This is a genomic window from Hymenobacter baengnokdamensis (genome assembly GCF_008728635.1).
Classification (GTDB): domain Bacteria; phylum Bacteroidota; class Bacteroidia; order Cytophagales; family Hymenobacteraceae; genus Hymenobacter; species Hymenobacter baengnokdamensis.
Genome location: NZ_CP044285.1, coordinates 2,100,801 through 2,115,495 on the forward strand (window position 1 = coordinate 2,100,801; position 14,695 = coordinate 2,115,495).

At 58.6% G+C, this 14,695-nt stretch carries 15 protein-coding genes; 12 read left to right on the plus strand and 3 right to left on the minus strand.

The window, feature by feature from the left end; translation table 11 throughout:
* Positions 1-33: 33 nt before the first annotated feature.
* Positions 34-231: a PID-CTERM protein-sorting domain-containing protein gene (locus tag F6X24_RS08975; RefSeq protein WP_151087676.1), complete on the plus strand. Its 198-nt coding sequence runs from the start codon at positions 34-36 to the stop codon at positions 229-231.
* Between the two features lie 180 nt (positions 232-411).
* A protein-coding gene (locus F6X24_RS08980) for an IS3 family transposase (RefSeq protein ID WP_394349945.1) occupies positions 412-1,519 on the plus strand; the annotation gives its coding sequence in 2 pieces (ribosomal slippage) (positions 412-677 and positions 676-1,519; 1,110 coding nt in all).
* Positions 1,520-1,608: 89 nt separating this feature from the next.
* Here F6X24_RS08980 and F6X24_RS08985 read toward each other — a convergent pair.
* Entirely contained in the window at positions 1,609-1,938 is a 330-nt protein-coding gene (locus F6X24_RS08985; protein WP_151087677.1) for a hypothetical protein, read from the minus strand.
* 137 nt (positions 1,939-2,075) lie between these two features.
* Here F6X24_RS08985 and F6X24_RS08990 point away from each other — a divergent pair, with 137 nt between their 5' ends.
* The 7 genes from F6X24_RS08990 (at position 2,076) to F6X24_RS09020 (ending at position 8,883) form a co-directional block, all read left to right on the plus strand.
* Positions 2,076-2,645: a nucleotide exchange factor GrpE gene (locus F6X24_RS08990; RefSeq protein ID WP_151087678.1), complete on the plus strand. Its 570-nt coding sequence runs from the start codon at positions 2,076-2,078 to the stop codon at positions 2,643-2,645.
* Between the two features lie 70 nt (positions 2,646-2,715).
* Positions 2,716-3,855 (plus strand): molecular chaperone DnaJ, encoded by a 1,140-nt coding sequence (gene dnaJ / locus F6X24_RS08995; RefSeq protein WP_151087679.1) that lies wholly within the window; start codon positions 2,716-2,718, stop codon positions 3,853-3,855.
* 274 nt (positions 3,856-4,129) lie between these two features.
* Positions 4,130-4,636, plus strand: a complete 507-nt coding sequence (locus F6X24_RS09000; RefSeq protein WP_151087680.1) for an RNA polymerase sigma factor — start codon at positions 4,130-4,132, stop codon at positions 4,634-4,636.
* Positions 4,637-4,657: 21 nt separating this feature from the next.
* Positions 4,658-5,290 carry a hypothetical protein gene (locus F6X24_RS09005; protein ID WP_151087681.1) on the plus strand — a complete coding sequence of 211 codons (633 nt, stop codon included), beginning with the start codon at positions 4,658-4,660 and terminating at the stop codon, positions 5,288-5,290.
* A gap of 259 nt (positions 5,291-5,549) precedes the next feature.
* Positions 5,550-6,512 carry an ABC transporter ATP-binding protein gene (locus F6X24_RS09010; RefSeq protein ID WP_151087682.1) on the plus strand — a complete coding sequence of 321 codons (963 nt, stop codon included), beginning with the start codon at positions 5,550-5,552 and terminating at the stop codon, positions 6,510-6,512.
* Between the two features lie 4 nt (positions 6,513-6,516).
* On the plus strand, positions 6,517-7,917 hold the full coding sequence (locus F6X24_RS09015) for an ABC transporter permease (RefSeq protein ID WP_151087683.1): 1,401 nt from the start codon (positions 6,517-6,519) through the stop codon (positions 7,915-7,917).
* A 69-nt stretch (positions 7,918-7,986) separates the two neighbouring features.
* Positions 7,987-8,883 (plus strand): ChaN family lipoprotein, encoded by an 897-nt coding sequence (locus F6X24_RS09020; protein ID WP_229725453.1) that lies wholly within the window; start codon positions 7,987-7,989, stop codon positions 8,881-8,883.
* On the opposite strand, the gene F6X24_RS09025 is transcribed toward F6X24_RS09020, so the two are convergent.
* Positions 8,880-9,644 (minus strand): COG4705 family protein, encoded by a 765-nt coding sequence (locus F6X24_RS09025; protein WP_151087684.1) that lies wholly within the window; start codon positions 9,642-9,644, stop codon positions 8,880-8,882. The genes F6X24_RS09020 and F6X24_RS09025 overlap by 4 nt on opposite strands.
* 189 nt (positions 9,645-9,833) lie before the next feature.
* Between F6X24_RS09025 and F6X24_RS09030 the strand changes: the two genes are divergently transcribed.
* Positions 9,834-10,598, plus strand: a complete 765-nt coding sequence (locus F6X24_RS09030) for a phosphatase PAP2 family protein (protein ID WP_151087685.1) — start codon at positions 9,834-9,836, stop codon at positions 10,596-10,598.
* 194 nt (positions 10,599-10,792) lie between these two features.
* On the opposite strand, the gene F6X24_RS09035 is transcribed toward F6X24_RS09030, so the two are convergent.
* Positions 10,793-13,087 (minus strand): heavy metal translocating P-type ATPase, encoded by a 2,295-nt coding sequence (locus tag F6X24_RS09035; RefSeq protein WP_229725455.1) that lies wholly within the window; start codon positions 13,085-13,087, stop codon positions 10,793-10,795.
* A 274-nt stretch (positions 13,088-13,361) separates the two neighbouring features.
* Between F6X24_RS09035 and F6X24_RS09040 the strand changes: the two genes are divergently transcribed.
* Both F6X24_RS09040 and F6X24_RS09045 read left to right on the plus strand, forming a co-directional pair.
* Positions 13,362-13,574 (plus strand): heavy-metal-associated domain-containing protein, encoded by a 213-nt coding sequence (locus tag F6X24_RS09040; RefSeq protein ID WP_151087686.1) that lies wholly within the window; start codon positions 13,362-13,364, stop codon positions 13,572-13,574.
* A 69-nt stretch (positions 13,575-13,643) separates the two neighbouring features.
* Positions 13,644-14,684 carry an IS630 family transposase gene (locus F6X24_RS09045; RefSeq protein WP_151086484.1) on the plus strand — a complete coding sequence of 347 codons (1,041 nt, stop codon included), beginning with the start codon at positions 13,644-13,646 and terminating at the stop codon, positions 14,682-14,684.
* Positions 14,685-14,695 lie beyond the last annotated feature (11 nt).

The window sequence follows — 14,695 nt, forward strand, 5'->3', positions numbered from 1 at the left end:
CCGGTGCGGGGCTGGCCTTTTTCCTTCTTAGTTATGATAAAATTCTTTATCACGGCCGGCGTGCTGCTGGCTTTGGCCGGGGGAGCCCAGGCCCAGGCGCCCATCAGCACCGGCCCCGCCCCGGCGGCGGTGACCGCCGTGCCCCTGGACGGGGGCGCTTCGCTGCTGCTGCTCTCGGGCGTGGCCTACGGCCTGCGCCGCCTGCCGAAGAAGCGCCCGGTGACGGCGTAAGCTGATAGGGTGCCGCAAAAAGCCCCGCCCGAGCAATCGTGCGGGGCTTTTTGCGGGGTCAAGTACCGGGGTGGCGGGAGCTTTGGGGGCGGCGGGTGCTGACCTGCTCCCATAAAACCGGACCATGCTAAAGTAGAGAAATCAGGCACTTGTCGTACCTTAAAACCCCAGACACTTGCCCTGAAAAAAACCAAGTTTACCGAGGCTCAAATCGTGTTCGCCTTACGCCAGGCCGACACGGGTGTGGCCGTGGCGGAAGTATGCCGGAAGATGGGCATCAGTGAGGCTACCTACTACAATTGGAAAAAGAAATACGGGGGCCTGGGCGTGCCGGAGCTACGCCGGCTCAAGCAGTTGGAAGAAGAAAATCAGCAGCTTAAACAGCTGGTAGCCGACTTAAGCCTCGACAAGCAGATGCTGCAGGATGTGCTCAAAAAAAAGCTCTGAAGCCCGGGCCGCTAGGCACGCGGCTCAACACCTTATCGACGCCTACCGCATCTCCGCCAGACGGGCTTGCCAGGTAATCGGCTTGCCGCGTTCCAGCTGGTCCTATAAAGCGCATAGTCGGGACGATACCGTGCTACGTCATCGTTTACGCGAGTTGGCTCAGGTGCGGGTCCGTTACGGCTGTCGCCGCCTGCACACGCTGCTGCGCCGCGAGGGCTGGGCAGATAACCACAAGCGAGTGCACCGACTTTACTGCCTGGAAGGCTTGAACTTACGCAGCAAGCGTCCGCGACGTAATCGGGCCGCGGCGCACCGGTTGGAGCGCGTGGCCTTGACGCAGCCGCACCAGAGTTGGAGCATGGATTTTGTGGCTGATAATCTCTTCGACGGGCGTAAAATTCGGGCCTTAACGATAGTCGACAACTTTAGTCGCCAGTGCCTGGCTATTCACGTCGGGCAATCGCTCAAAGGCGAGGATGTCGTGGCCGTCATGACCCGCTTGCAGCAGGAACTCGGGGTAGTGCCTGCCCGTATTCAGGTCGATAATGGCAGTGCGTTTATCAGCAAGGCATTGGACCGCTGGGCCTACGACCAGCAGGTCACGCTCGACTTCTCCCGACCGGGCAAACCGACGGATAATCCGTACATTGAATCGTTTAATGGTAGCTGCCGAGATGAGTGCTTGAACACCCACTGGTTTTTGTCGCTGACTGACGCGCAGGAAAAAATCGAGCGTTGGCGGCAGGAATACAATGGCTTCCGACCACACAGTTCGTTGCAGAACTTAACGCCCGACGAGGTAATGGCTGCCGCCCTTACTGTCGAGCTTCAGAACGCCTGATGCTCTACTTTTAAGCGGTCTAGAAAACGGGAGCAGGTCAATGGGCATAATTTGGGGCGCATTGCACAAATAGTTATTCAAATTTTCGATCAATAATACTTAATCATTTCCTGCTGAAAGTCACTTTGTGTGTATGCGTTTTTCATTAGGGTTTGCAAAACGGTTACTTGATTATCTTCGATAAGCTTGCGCCCTAAATCTGTAATTTGATAAAGGTGAAAGGCTCCTGACAGCTCTGTGGTGACATAGCCCATTGCTACTAATGATTCTCTAATTTCAACGCAGTTGATAAGGTTAAAGACTCTTGATAGTTGCCTGCAAAACTGGTAGCTATTAATACGGTCGCCATTTTCCAAGAGGGTATTGATGATGACGAGCAATGCTATCACTTGCTCGTGAACTGAGATACGAGTTGTCATACTTGCGAAAGTAAAAAAACTTGTTCTCTGTGCCAACTTGGCAGCCTCGCCAGCTTTGGCAAACTCCTTGCGCCCGCCCCGGTACCCGTATGGGAAAGCCTTTCACTAGCCGAATCCGCCATTTTTTCCAGAAGAAAATGACCGACGATAAAAATATGAGTCCTGACGACCAGCCGCTGAACGAGACCACCGCCGAGCATACTGCCGGTGAGCCAGACCTGACTACCGATGCCGCTACGCCCGAAGCGGGTGCTTCGGCCGGGGCCAGCCGTGCCGAAAATGAGCTGGCCGACCTTAAAGATAAGTACTTGCGCCTGGCGGCCGAGTTTGAGAACTACAAGCGCCGCACCGCCAAGGAGCGCGCCGACCTCTTCAAAACCGCCAACCAGGAGCTGATGGTAGCGCTGCTGCCCGTGCTCGACGATTTTGACCGGGCCCGCCAGCATACGCAGGGTACCCAAGACCCGGCTGCGCTGCAAAATGCGCTCGACATTACCTATAACAAACTCAGCAAAACCTTGCAGCAGAAGGGCTTGGCTGCGATGGATGTGAAGGGTGGCGACTTTGACGCCGAGCTGCACGAGGCCATCACGCAAATTCCGGCACCGAGCGACGATTTGCGCGGCAAGATTGTTGACGAGATTGAAAAAGGCTATTATCTGGGCGATAAGGTTATCCGCCACGCCAAAGTGGTATTAGGTCAATAGCAGAGAGCAATTAAAAAGACCGTAATGCGACGCTTGCCGCCGCATTGCGGTCAAAATATATTAAGCAGCAATGGCAACCAAGCGCGATTATTACGAAGTATTAGGAATAGCCAAGAATGCGGAGGGCGACGTCATAAAGTCGGCCTACCGCAAGATGGCTATTAAATATCATCCTGATAAAAACCCCGACGACCCTTCGGCCGAGGACAAGTTTAAGGAAGCTGCTGAGGCTTACGAAGTGCTGTCGGACGCCGATAAGCGGGCGCGCTACGACCGGTTTGGCCACCAGGGCGTGGGCGGCGGAGGCGGCCACGCCCAGAATATGGAGGATATTTTCTCGCAGTTCGGCGACATTTTCGGCGGGGGCGGGGGCTTCGAGGGGTTCTTCGGGGGCGGGCGCGGCCAGAGCCGGCGCGTCAAGAAGGGCTCCAATCTACGCATCAAGCTCAAGCTTGACCTGGAGGAAATTGCCAACGGCGTGGAGAAGAAAATCAAGGTGAAGCGCTACGTAGCCTGCCAGCCGTGCAGCGGCACCGGCGCCAAAAACGGCACCGAGCTAAAAACCTGCGCCACCTGCCAGGGCAGCGGCCAGACCAAGCGCGTGGTGAATACCATGCTCGGCCAGATGGTGAGCGCCAGCACTTGCCCTACCTGTAATGGCGAAGGCAAAACTATTTCGGCTACCTGCGACGTGTGCAAGGGCGAAGGCCGCCAGCTGAATGAGGAAGTGATTCCGATTAATATTCCGGCCGGCGTTGCCAATGATATGCAGCTGAGCATGAGCGGGAAAGGTAACTTCCCCGAGCGTGGTGGCGTACCCGGCGACCTGCTTATTCAGATTGAGGAGGAGCCGCACGAATTCCTCAAGCGCGATGGCAACAATATCATGTTTGAGCAATATATATCGTTCGTGGATGCGGCGCTGGGCGCGAGCCTGGAGGTGCCGACCATTGAGGGCAAGGTGAAAATCAAGGTAGACCCCGGCACCCAGCCCGGCAAAATCCTGCGCCTGCGCGGCAAGGGCATCAAAGACCTGAACGGCTATGGCCGGGGCGACCAGCTTATTCACCTCAATGTGTGGACGCCCAAGAGCGTGAGCAATCAGGAGCGCGAGCTACTGGAGAAGCTGCGCGACTCGGACAACTTTACGCCGCACCCCGGCAAGAACGAGAAAGGCTTCTTTGAGAAAGTAAAGGAGTATTTCGCATAACCGCGGATTTAACGGATTTCGTGGATACGCCCGCTAAAGCGGGCTGACTAAGCGAATGGTTTTGAATGCGATGATGCCGCCCATGTGGGCGGCCTTTTTTCATGGTATAGATACCTCAGTAACTGATAGATATTGCTGAATTGAACGAGGTCACCACCCCAGTCAGTCCGCTTTAGCGGGCGTATCCACGAAATCAGTTAAATCCGTTAAATCTGCGGTCTGTAATGAAAGGGGGCCTTCGGCGATATACCTTTCCGAAACCGCTACCCCGAGCATGAGCGCTGCCCCGTCTGCCGATTTTCTGGTTGCCCTGCACGACTACCAGCCGCTGGTGCGGCGGGTGTGCCGGCTCTACTGCCAAGATGCCGATGACCGGCAGGATTTATTCCAGGAAATAGTGCTGCAGCTGTGGCGGGCCTGGCCGCGCTACGTGCCGCAACCCGACGCCAAGCTCAGCACCTGGCTCTACCGCATTGCGTTGAATGTGGCTATCAGTAGCTTGCGGCAGCGCACACGCCGGCCGGCGGTAGTAGCTGTGGAAAATGAGGCCTGGCACCTGGCTCAGCCCACGGAGGGTAGCGCCTACGAGCCGGAGGAAACGGTGGCGCTCTACCGCGCCATCGACCGGCTTTCGGAAGTAGATAAGGCGTTTGTGCTGCTGTACCTGGAAGACCGGACTTATGAGGAAATGGCTGACATTCTGGGTATTACTCAAAATAATGTGCGTGTAAAAATGCACCGTGTGCAGGAAAAGCTGCGCCGGCAGCTGGTACGGGTTTAATCTATTCTTTCGTAATTAGTTATGGAACTCGACGACCTGCGCCGCCAATGGCGACAGCCTGAACCGGTGACAAATGCGCAACCACTCGGTGCCAGCGAGCTGAGGCAGCTACTGGCTCAGCGGTCGGGTAGTATTGTGGACCAGCTACGCCGCAACGCCCGCCTTGAGCTGGGTTTTAACTATGGCATGCTGCTGATTTCGCTGGGGCTGACGGCTCTGGCGCCGGCGATTTGGCTTCGGCTATTTGGTGGCCTGCTGGTGCTGGTCGCCGTGGTATGTATCTATTATTTACTGCGTAAGCTGGGTCTGCTGCGCAGCCTGGACGACCCGGCGGGTGACCTGCGCGCCCATTTGCGCCGCTTGGCGGCCGGGCTGCGCACGCTTATCCGGTTTTACTACCGCTTTACGTTGGCGATGCTGCCGGTATCGGCCCTCGTGGTTGGGGCGTTGGCGCTGGCCCGGGCTGGCGTACATGCGACGCCCAGCCGGCTGGCGGTGGTGCTAGGCGTGATTGTCGGCACCATTGCCGTCTGCTACTGGCCGGTGGCGCGGGCCACGCGCTGGTACTTGCAGCGGCTCTACGGCCAGCACCTCGACCGGCTGGAAAGCCAGCTGCGTGAGTTGGACGAAGATACCTGGCCCGGCCCAGGCTAGTGCTGCGTCAGGCAAGTTCCTTACCTAATCGTTCTGGTGGGCGCCTCACCCCCCGGCCCCCTCTCCGAAAAGGAGAGGGGGAGCCAGTCGATTCTTTAGGTAATAAATTTCCCTGACACAGCACTAGACCAGTCACCATTCGGCGCCGAATTTTACCGTCTGGGTACTGTTCCTAACCGTTTGGCGGGCATTCGCAACGAGCCAGCGCGGCTGGCTGCTACATTTACCTGCACACTACTTCTTTCACCATTTTTCACTTATGCAACAAGTCAACTCCCGGCCTATTCTGGAAGCGCGCGACGTGCACAAGCACTATGCCGCTCACACGGCCCTCGACGGGGTGAGCCTGTCGGTGCCCGAGCGCAGCATCTTTGGGCTGCTCGGCCCTAATGGCGCCGGCAAAACCTCGCTTATCCGCATCATTACCCAGATAACAGGGGCCGACTCGGGCGAAATCCTGTTTCGGGGCGAGCGGCTCAATCCCAGCCACATCGGCCAGATTGGCTACCTGCCCGAGGAGCGCGGGCTGTACAAAAAAATGAAGGTGGGCGAGCAGCTGCTTTACCTGGCCCGGCTGCGCGGAATGAGTCGTGCCGATGCCGTGCAGCGCATCAAAAACTGGCTTAATCGCTTTGAAGTCAAAGAGTGGGCCGAGAAGAATGTGGAGGACCTGAGCAAAGGCATGCAGCAGAAAGTGCAGTTTATTGCTACGGTACTGCATGAGCCCAGCCTGATTATTCTCGACGAGCCGTTTTCAGGCTTTGACCCAATTAATGCTAACCTGATTAAGGATGAGATTATTCGGTTGAAGGAGGAAGGGGCAGCCATTATCTTCTCGACCCACCGCATGGAATCGGTGGAGGAGATGTGCGATAGTATTGCGCTCATCAACCGCTCGCACAAGGTCCTCGACGGTCCGGTGGACGCGATTCGTAATCAGTTCAAAACCAATACGTACGAGATTGAAGGTCAGGGCCGTCTACTGGTGCTGCACCCCGACTTTGAGGTGGTGGAGCAGAAGGAGCGCGAAAACGACCACTTCTACGCTCGTATTCAGCTGCATACGGGCACGACGCCCAACGACCTGCTGCGCTTTCTCATCGGGCAGGTGCAGGTGCATACGTTTCGGGAGCAGATACCGAGCATCAACGAAATATTTATTCGGCGGGTACGCGAGACGATGCCCGAAACCTTGACCGAAACCGCTAACTCGCTTCTGTAATCCTATGACTTCTAAATTTTTACTCGTTGCCCAGCGCGAATACGTTACGCGGGTGCGTAAGCGTGCGTTCATCGTGCTCACGCTGCTCGTGCCGCTGCTTATTGCCGGTTTCGGGCTCTTCATTGGCAAAATTGCGCAGTCGGATGAAACCTCCGAGATTGTAGATGTGCGTGATGAAAGCGGCCTCGGTATTGCCAGTCGGCTGGTATCGACGCCGCAGCTCAAGTTTCAGAATGTGAGTGGCTCGCTGGCCGAGGCCAAGCAAGGCTTTCAGCAGCAAAAGCACGCCGGCCTGCTGTACCTGCCCGCCGGCCTGAGCGAAACCGACCCGCAGGGCGTGCAGTTTTTCGGCAAAGGCAACATCAGCCTGAGCAAGGAAGACCGGGTGCGAACCGCTCTTACAAACGCTTTTGCCGAGCTGAAAATGCAGAAGTCGGGCCTCACTCAAACCCAGCTCGACCAGCTGCGGGCGCGGGTGCCGCTCAACTCGGTGAGTGTGGATGAAACTGGCAAAGAGAAAGATAGCAATTCAAGCGTGACGACCGGCATTGCCTCGGCGCTGGCTGTGCTCATTTACTTTTTCATCTTCCTCTATGGCGTGCAGGTGATGCGCGGAGTAGGGGAGGAGAAGTCGAGCCGCGTGATGGAAGTAATGCTGTCGGCGGTAAAGCCATTTGACCTGATGATGGGCAAAATTGTGGGTATCGCGGCGGTCGGGCTCACGCAGTTCCTGCTCTGGGGGCTCCTTTCGTGGGGCGCTACCAGTGTAGTTGTGCCACTGATGATGGGAAGCAGCCCGCCCGCTAAAACCGAAGTTGCCGCCGCTCCTGCCGGGCCGGCAACCCCGGCACATGTCACCTCCAGTCCCACCGAGTCGCCCATTGCCAACGGCGCTGCGGCCTCGGCCGAGCAGATGAATCCGGCCAATCGCATGGGCGTTTTCGAGAAATTATCCGATTTTCTGAAAAAATCCAATATTCCGGTGGGAACGATAATATTTGGCTTTATCGTGTATTTCCTGGGTGGCTATCTGTTGTACAGCGCACTGTTTGGGGCCGTAGGCGCGGCCGTCGATGACCAGACGGACACTCAGCAATTCATGTTCCCGATAACAATGCCGTTGATTTTAAGCTATATAGTAGGTTTTGCAGTTATCCTGCGTAACCCCGACGGGCCGGTGGCCTTCTGGATGTCGATGATACCTTTTACCTCGCCCATCGCAATGGTAATTCGGCTGCCGTTTGGGGTGCCGGCCTGGCAGCTGGCCTTGTCAATCGGGCTGCTCATTCTGGGCTTTATCGGCACGGTGTGGCTGGCGGCGCGCATCTACCGCGTGGGCATTCTGATGTACGGCAAAAAGGTAACGTATAAAGAGCTGTCGAAGTGGATGTTTTATAAGGGGTAGGTAAGTCGAGCTAGCGCGGGAAAAAGAACGACATGCTGAACCAAGTAAAGCATGTCGTTCTTTTGTATAATGTTTCCTGCCTTCTCGATGCGCTGCACTTTCCTGCTGCTTCTGCTGCCGCTGCTGGCCTTCGCGCCGGCCGGCGACCGCCCGGCCTACCGCTTGTTCACCAGTCAGGGCCAGGGTGCTGATTATGACCAGCTGGTGGCCCAATTGGTGCAGGCGGATGTGGTGTTATTTGGCGAGCAGCACAATGACCCCATTGCGCACTGGCTGGAATTGCAGCTAGCCAAAGACTTAGCCAAAGCCAAAGGGGCTGGCAAGCTGGTGCTCGGCCTCGAAATGTTTGAGCGCGATGTGCAGCCGCTGGTGACGCAATACGTCGCCGGCACGCTGTCCGACTCGGCCTTTGAGCGCCAGAGTCGACCCTGGCCCAACTACGCCACCGATTACCGCCCGCTGCTGCAGTTTGCGCAGGGCGGGCATATCCCTGTTATTGGTACCAATGCCCCGCGGCCGTTTGCCCACGCCGTGGCGCAGGGCAGCCTCAAAGCGCTCGATAAGCTGCTTGTAATCGACCGCACGCTGCTCGCGCCGCTGCCGCTGCAGGTTAATTATGAGCTGCCGGGCTATAAGAACATGGCCGCCATGTTTGGCGGCGACAGCAAGGCCCACGGCGGTGGGGCCGCCAATATTATTCAGGCGCAGGCACTGAAGGACGCCACGATGGCCTATTTTATTTGGCGCAGCCTGGCACCGGGCCAAACCATGCTGCATCTCAACGGCTCGTACCATTCTGACCACCACGATGGCATCGTGGCATACCTGCGCCAGTATGCGCCTGAATTGCGCATCAAAACGCTAAGCGTAGTGACGCAAAGCCAGTTGCAGCAGCTGGATAAGAACAATGTAGCCGTAGCCGACTACGTAGTGGTGGTGCCCGAAGACATGACCAAACCGTATTAACTAAAGCGCTCGGGCTCGGTGCTGGTCGCGGCGGGGCGGCGGTTGTGCGCACTGGTGGTGTAGATAATCAGCCCCACCAGAATGGCGAGCAGAATCAGCGACGAGCCTTTGGTGCCGAAGCCCAGGCCGTGCTTTTCTACCGGCTTGGTGAGCAGGTCGCCAAAAGTGGCCCCAAAGGGCCGCGTGAGCACGAAGGCAATCCAGAAGAGCAGTACCGACGATATTTTGGTAAAGTAATGAGCCAGAATTACCAGGCCAATAAGACTGCCGATAAGCAAGGCACCGCCCCCAAAGCCCAGGCCCGAGTCGTCGGCCAGGAAATCGCCCAGCGCCGTGCCCAGCGTATTGGAAAACAGGATGGCCGTCCAGTAAAACAACTCGCCCCGGCGGCTGGTAATGTCACTCACCGACAGCGACTTCTCCGTCATTCGCCACGTGCCGAGCACTACTATCAGAATAGTAATCAGAATGGCCGTGCCGGTGGCGTAGCCGAGCCCGAGGGTGCGGTCCATGTAGTCAGACATGGTAGTGCCCGCCGTGCTGGTAGCCAGAATCACGGCCCAGTACAGCGCCGGAATGTAGCGCCTGGCGGCCAGCTGGCCCACTAGCGTGACCAGAAAGAACCCGATAAACAGCAGCGAGCTGATGGCATAGCCCACATTCAGCGTCTGCGCCAGCAGGTCGCCGCCCGTTTCGCCGAGCGTAGTGGCGCAGATTTTCATTATCCAGAACAGCAGGGTGACCTCAGGTATTTTTTTCATGGGTAGCAGGAAACAGCCGTTCGGTGGCAAAAGCGCCCTTTCAGGAGCTGCCTGGGCTCACACGGATAAGGTGATAAGCAGGCAAGTATAGTGACTGATTCTGAATGCAATCTGAGTAAAGCCAGCTTTCCGGCACGGAGGCCAACATCGGTGCTGCCCGGCGCGTATGCGGGCATTTATTCGCGCGCCATGATTTCCGACCGCTTTCTATCCGTAGGTCGTCAGCTCTGGCCCCGGCTCCGCTCATTGGTGCTGGGGTTGGTACTGGGCGTACTGCTGCCGTGGCTGGTATTTATCCGGCTGGCCCGCGAGGTTTGGGAAGGGGAGGGGTTGCCCGGCGACCATTTTATTCTGGAGTTTCTGCACGCCCACAGCGGCCATACCCAGGATAAGCTGGCCCTCCTGCTGGCGCAGCTGGGCGGGCCAATCGGAGCCTCAGTGCTGGCGGGTAGCCTAATGCTGGGGATGGGGCTGGCGCATCAGCGCCGGGCGTTTGCCTTTTTCAGCCTGGCCGTAATCGGGTCCGAAGGGCTCAACATCGCTGCGAAATACCTGGTGGCTCGTGCCCGGCCCGACCTTTGGGTATCGTTAACTCCCCTTACCTCCTACAGCTTCCCCAGTGGGCACTCGATGGCCGCGGCTGCGCTATCGGCCGCGCTGGGGTTTATGCTCTGGCGCACGCGGGTGCGCTGGCTGGCGGTGGGGCTGGGCTGCCTGTGGGCACTGGTTATGGGCTGGTCGCGCCTGTATTTGGGCGTGCACTATCCCTCCGATGTACTGGCCGGCTGGGTGGGTTCGGTGGGCTGGGTGGGTGGGCTGCACCTGCTGTTTGCCCGCCAATACCGCGAGCTGCGGGCCGCCTGGGGAGAGGCCCGGCTATATTGGCACGGGGCGGCAGCGCAGACATTAGCACGCGATGATGCGGCGGCCAGCATAGCTCCGCAGCAGCTGTAGCCTTTGCTTTATTGCCTATAATCAACTAGGTAACCACTGCTTATGCAGTGCCGTCGCCCTGCCGCACACCGCATGGGTCAGCGGGCCGGGCTGACCGGGCGGGTCGAAAAGAAAAAATACCAGAGCACAAAGCCAGTGAGGGCCAGGCCGCCGAGCGTTACCAGAATAGCGGTAGTATCCATTTTATGAGGCCGTTAAAAGCGGGCTCGCCGCAGCCGCAGCGAGTTGGTAAGTACCGAAACCGAGCTGAGCGCCATTGCCCCGGCCGCCAGCATGGGCGAAAGCCGGACGCCAAAAACCGGGTACAGCAGCCCTGCCGCGACGGGAATGCCCAGCAGATTGTAGATAAAGGCGAAAAACAGATTCTGCCTGATGGTACGCATCGTTTGGCGCGATAAGGAAATGGCCGTAACTACGCTCTGCAAGTCGTTGCGCATGAGCGTGATGCCGGCGGCTTCGATGGCTACGTCGGTACCCGTACCCATTGCCAGGCTACTGTCAGCCTGCGCCAGCGCTGGGGCATCGTTGATGCCGTCGCCAACCATCGCCACGGTGCGCCCTTCGGCCTGTAGCTGCTTTACCAAAGCGGCTTTACCGGCTGGCATTACCTCGGCCACGTAGCGCCGGATGCCCACCTGGGCGGCTACCCGGGCGGCGGTCTGAGGATTGTCGCCGGTCATCATAATTACTTCCAGCCCGAGCTGCTGCAAGTGCCGAATAGCAGCGGCTGACGTATCGCGCACGGTGTCGGCCAGACCAAAAAGCGCTACCGCCCGGCCCGCCACGGCTACGTACAGCACGGTTTTGGCCTGCGCCAGCAGCTCCTCGGCTTGTTGTGCCAGCTCAGCGGGCAGCACGATAGCTGCAGTGGCCAGCAGCTGGCGATTGCCAATAACCACTGCCTGGCTTGCCACGCGGGCCAGGGCGCCCTGGCCCGGCACGGCCCGAAACTCCGTGACTGCCGGTACCGGAGCGCCCTGCCGGGCAGCGGCGTAGCGAACGATTGCCTCGGCCAATGGGTGCTCACTCTGCCGCTCCACGGCGGCTACCAGGGCCAGCAGCTCGGCGGCGGGGTAGCCGGCGGCGGTACTAAAATCGGTTACGGCGGGCTCACCGCGCGTAATGGTGCCGGTTTTATCCAGCAGAATGGTATCGGCTTTATAGGTTCTTTCTAATGCTTCGGCGCTGCGAAACAGCACGCCGTGCTCGGCACCTTTGCCAGTGCCCACCATAATGGCCGTGGGGGTGGCCAGCCCGAGGGCGCAGGGGCAGGCAATGATTAGCACCGCCACGAAGCTGACCAGGGCCAGCGGTAGCCGCGTGGCCACCGGCGACAAGTCAAACCACAGCACAAACGTGAGGATGGCGATAATTACCACCGTGGGCACAAAAACGGCGCTCACCTTATCGGCCAGCCGCTGAATGGGCGCGCGGCTGCCTTGGGCATCTTCCACGAGCCGCACAATCTGCGCCAGCAGGGTATCGGCTCCTACCTTGTGCACCCGGAAGCGAAAAGCCCCGGCTTTGTTGAGCGTAGCGCCAAATACGGCATCGCCCGGCTGCTTTTCCACAGGCAGGCTTTCGCCGGTAAGCATGGCCTCGTCTACGGCCGAGCGGCCGGTTTCGACCACTCCGTCAGTTGCTATTTTTTCGCCAGGCCGCACGGCTACCAGGTCGCCGGGTAGCACTGCTTCGATAGGCACGTCCGTTTCCTGGCCGTCGGGGCGCACCAGGCGGGCCGTGCGGGCTTGCAGGCTCAACAGGGCCCGCATAGCGGCCGAAGTGCGGGTCTTGGCGCGTAGCTCCAGCAGCTTGCCCAGCAGAATAAGGGCGATAATGGTGGCCGTGGTGTCATAATACACCTCGGGTGGCACGCCGTGCTGCTCAAAAAAACCGGGCAAGATGGTAGCGGCCACGCTATACAAAAATGCCGCTCCGGTGCCCACTGCCACCAGCGTGTCCATAGTGGCCGAGCGGTGCCGGAAGCTCTGCCAGGCCGAAACGTAAAACTCGCGCCCGCTATAAAAGAGTACCGGGCAGGTAAGCATTAATAATATATAATTTACTGAATATAACCCGGCTGCATGCAGCAGCGCTGGCCACAGCATCGGCATGCTCAAGGTCATAATACTCAGTGCGAGCGCCGCCGCCACCCCAAAGCGCTGCCTGAGAGCCTGGTAGTCGGCCGCCTTCTGGCGGTCGATTGCGGCCTGGCGGTCGGCGGGACTGATATCGGGGGCCCGCGCTGCCACGGCGTAGCCAGCGTTTTCGACAGCGGCGCGCAGGTCGGCGGGGCTGGTCTGCGAGGGAGCGTAGGTAACAGATGCCTTTTCGGTGGCGTAGTTGACCCGTGCGGCTTGCACGCCAGGAGTGCGGCTCAGCGATTTTTCCACGGCGGCGGCGCAGGCCGCGCAGCTCATGCCCTCAATGTCGAGGGTAGTGGTTTGGGTAGCAGGAGAAATAACAGAAGGCATTGGCGACCAGCGCATAAGCTGGTAAGTTGTTTGGGCTGCCAGGGCAGCCGGTGAAGATGCAAATGACCGCACCAGCCGGGCTAGCTTTGGTACGAAATCCGGAGTTATAGTTGCATAATTTGACGCTATATCCTCGCTTTCCAGCTGGCCGACCAGGCATAATTACGCAAGCTCCCGGCCGAATTTTATGTTGAAAAAGCACAATACCAGCCCGAATTTTGTAGTAGAGCAACAACTGGCTTTCCGCCCGGAAAATACCGGTTTTCACTTCCCGTCTAATCGCGCTTTTATGTCAACGCTTCGTTTTAAAACTACTATCAACTGCGGCGGCTGCATCAAGGCTGTAACGCCGGCCCTCAACCACGAGGTAGGGGCCAACAACTGGCAGGTCGACACTGCCAATCCGGATAAAATATTGACCGTGAACTCAGCCCAGACTACAGCTGCCCGGATTCTGGTGGCCGTTGAGCAGGCAGGCTTTGAGATTTCACCCCTCAGCTAGTCGTTAGTTAGCTACCCTGTTAAACTCGTCGCGAAGTAAAAAGCGAAAGCCGTTGATTAAACTTGCGGCATGCAGGTTTCCCTCACCGACCCGGAGCGCCAACGGTTGCGTGCGTTGCAAAAGCAACGGCGCGATGACGAGGGCTACGTAAAAGTGACGGTGGTGCTGTTGCTGGACAAGGGGCGCTCGGCGGGAAGCATTGCCGACGATTTGGGGCTGGATGATGGCACGGTGTACCGCTACGCCGAGGCCTTTGCCCGGTTGGGCTTGGAGAAGTACCTGGCCCACGAGCAGCGCGGCTACTGGGGGCTGCTGACCAGCACCCAACTCGCCGGCTTGTGCCAGGAGCTGCGCCGGACCCTGTACACCGACTGCCGCCCGTTGCAGGCCTGGCTGACACAGGCCACCGGCGTGCGCTACTCGGTTTCGGGCCTGACGGACCTGCTACACCGGTTGGGCTTTGTGTACAAGCTCACCACGCCCATGCCTTGCGAAGCGGACGCCGACGCGCAGGCCGCTTTTCTGGCCAACCGGTTGCAGCCCCTGCTGGAACGGGCTGCGGCCGGCGACGCCGTGGTGTATTTTGCCGACGCGGCCCACCCCACCCACAACACCCGCTGCACCCGGGCCTGGACCGAAAAAGGCGCACAGCGGCCCCTGCCTACGGTCAGCGGACGCGAACGGGTGAATCTGAACGCGGCCCTCAACGCGCACTGCCCTACGCAGGTGTACGTGCACGAAACGGCCTGCGTCAACGCCCAGAGCACAAAAGCCTTATACGAACAGCTGCTGGCCGCCCATCCCAGCCAACCGATTTACGTGGTCTGCGACAACGCCCGCTACTACAAAAACCAGGAACTGACCCAGTGGCTGGCCGATAAGCCCCTGGTGCAGGTCTTTCTGCCGCCCTATTCGCCCAACCTGAACCTGATTGAGCGCCTGTGGAAGTTCCTGCGCCAGAAAATCATCAACGCCACCTTTTACCGCACCAAGGGCCACTTCCGACAAGCCGTGCTCGGCTTCTTCTCCCGACTCAACGAGTTCGGCCAAGAACTCGCGTCCTTACTTACCCTCAACTTTCACCTCCTGGATTCGCAACCCACTTCGTGACGGGTATAACA